This is a genomic window from Bartonella queenslandensis AUST/NH15 (genome assembly GCF_000312585.1).
GTDB lineage: Bacteria > Pseudomonadota > Alphaproteobacteria > Rhizobiales > Rhizobiaceae > Bartonella > Bartonella queenslandensis_A.
In genome coordinates this window covers 245084-247637 of the sequence record NZ_HE998003.1, presented here as the reverse complement: position 1 = coordinate 247637, position 2554 = coordinate 245084, and the positions used below count along the sequence as shown (strand labels likewise).

At 35.6% G+C, this 2554-nt stretch carries 3 protein-coding genes and 1 pseudogene; 3 read left to right on the top strand and 1 reads right to left on the bottom strand.

The features are described 5' to 3' along the window. The first annotated feature begins 1378 nt into the window (after positions 1-1378). On the top strand, positions 1379-1576 hold the full coding sequence (locus BN338_RS11665) for a YncE family protein (protein ID WP_156809261.1): 198 nt from the start codon (positions 1379-1381) through the stop codon (positions 1574-1576). Continuing rightward, positions 1573-1785 carry a YncE family protein gene (locus BN338_RS06220; RefSeq protein WP_039760092.1) on the top strand — a complete coding sequence of 71 codons (213 nt, stop codon included), beginning with the start codon at positions 1573-1575 and terminating at the stop codon, positions 1783-1785. Before BN338_RS11665 ends, BN338_RS06220 begins: the two co-directional genes overlap by 4 nt. Positions 1786-1884: 99 nt before the next feature. Here BN338_RS06220 and BN338_RS06215 read toward each other — a convergent pair whose 3' ends face one another. Next, on the bottom strand, positions 1885-2151 hold the full coding sequence (locus tag BN338_RS06215) for a hypothetical protein (RefSeq protein ID WP_039760091.1): 267 nt from the start codon (positions 2149-2151) through the stop codon (positions 1885-1887). Positions 2152-2375: 224 nt separating this feature from the next. Between BN338_RS06215 and BN338_RS13115 the strand changes: the two are divergent. Continuing rightward, a pseudogene (locus tag BN338_RS13115) lies at positions 2376-2554 on the top strand (tyrosine-type recombinase/integrase); the annotation flags it as partial.

Sequence of the window (2554 nt, the reverse complement as noted above, 5' to 3'; positions counted from 1 at the left end):
ACAACATTATGTGTTTTTGCTCCGCACAGCTTAACACCAAGTTAGCAGCAAGAAAATCAAAGCTTTGTTCATTCTTATATCCAGCAATCGTATATATAAAAAAATATACGATTGCAACAATCATTATCCTGATAAATTGTGATATATACAGTTTTTCTATAACTTTAAATCTACTTCATTAGGCTTGTCGTGATATATCTTATTTGTTTAGCAGAGTAAGAGGAAAACTATGAGCAGTTTTTTTGATGGAAGTATTGTAATTTCAAGAAAAACAACGAGAACCAAATCACTGTAAAGATCACCCCGCCCTTAAATTCTGTAAACGATATTTTGTATCTCATCTTAACCCGCAAAACTTTATAGTACTAAAACCAATCAACCCGTATGCTAACACCGATAAAGTTTAAACATTCTCCACCATTACTGGTATGGAGATAAGCTGAAATTTGAGGACAACCTTGATTGTATGAAGAAAACTTTTGAGTATGGCAGCAAAAATCTTAAAATTACAGAAACACTAGAGAAATGAGATATCTCACACAAAACTGACTGAACCTTATAAAAAAATTCGAGGGCTTCTTTCAGACCATTTATTTTTTCGACAAGCCATCATCCTATTATTGGTTATGGCTATGCTATCAAAACTGGTGAGGATTTTTCTGATACTATTGATGAAGCATAGACCGAGAAGCTTTTGCACCAAGGTGTTGTTACAAAACATGCTGTCCCTTATGGGGCAAGCATATATTTTAATTATTTCTTTAAACAGAGATTCGGTAAGCTCAAAATTAACCTAACGAATATATTATAAAATGATAACTAAATTCTTATCCAAAGCTTCTATCAAATTTGAAATATGACCTTATTTGGATAAAAGACACTGAGTGAGAATATGACGGTGGTCAGTACCATAGTCATAACAGAAAAAGATGTGATGATTACAGTGGTTAAAATCACCAGCTGCAGAACCAAGACTGAAAATAAGGGCTTTTTTGCTGATCTATTCTTTAGAACATAAGCTCGAACAATAATACAGCTTGTTCTTGCTGTGTATCTTTGAACAACGAAGCAGCCAAGCTGTGTTATGACTATCCTAATTGGCAGATAAGAATATGTCTTTTTGTCAATATATGTGATAAAATTACTTTACATATTCTGGAAATGATAACATCTTAAAAATAGCTATCATTCAATAGGTATTAGAGTGAGGTATTAACTGAAACTCTATTGCTGCGACTCTACAAAACGAAGGAGAAGAAAGCGCTATTGAGCTGATTCAACAGATGCGATTCGAGGAACGATCTCTGTTATTCGTCAAAACCGGAAAACATACGAACTGGTAAAACAAGTCCGTGTTGGCAATGCACCACGCAGTTGTGTGAAGGTAACACAACATGGTTACGCTTTTGCTTCCAATACCAGTGGAAACACTATTTCTGAATTAGATGTATTTACGTACAAGGAGGTAGGTTGTATTATCATTGGACATGGTCCACGAGGCATTGGTATTGTACCAAGGGGTCAATATGCTCTTTTTTCTAATTCTGGTGTAGATACCGTATCTGCGTTGATTTGAATGCGAACAAAGAGATTGCACAAATTCCTGTTGGCTCTGATCCACGCCATATGGCAATCACATCAAATGAAAACACCGCCTATATCAGCATTTTGGGTGAAAACCATATTGCCAAACTTGATATCTTGAGTCTTCACGATGGAAATTTTGAAGGCATTTATCAGACAGCAACAATAGAGCTCGTTGAAAACTTTAATCCTTATAGTTAAATATCACACCAGATAAAAAATTTTCATTCATTGCTTGTAATGCAACGGATCATATTCCGGTCATTAATCTGACATGCTACACAATAACGCATCATATCCCTATTCATTATAAGCAGACGCATGTGGTGCACGTACAGTTGCTTTCTCGCTTGATGGTAAACATGCATTCGTTACTTTAGAATGTGCTAATACCGTTGCAGCAATATCAATCGATACAATGTCCGTTGTCCAATATATACAGTTGGCGCCACACCACGCGGTATTATCCAAATATAATGATATAATTGCAGCTGTAGAATTTCCGCGAAGTTTTTCTTGTAAGAAATCTGATGATTTGGAATTATTGCCACATTCTATTACCTTCACTCTCAACGATCTTGATTTAAAAGGTCGTATTCCTATTGAAAGATATAGCCAAGTTGTCGTAGGTCATGGTCCGTGCAGCACATTTCCATGTTCAATCCTAAAGAAGAAGCTAAGCGTTTAGCCTTGGGAAAAGATAATCGGGCAGCCGCTTGAGGCAATCAATAAATTAGTTGGCTCTTGCTTCATTGCCACCCTCTTCATAAGTTGAAAAAAACACTGTGCTCAAAGATGTAAAAGATAACATTATCTATCTTAAAACAGAAAAAAGCCAATTTAAAACAGATGTTTTTCTATCGATTTTACCTGAATTAGCAGAAACTCTTAAAATCGGTCCCGTAGGTGATGAAACATTCATTTGCGGAAAAAGGTGGAAATAAGCTCGTAAAAGAAAGTTTTGGGAATC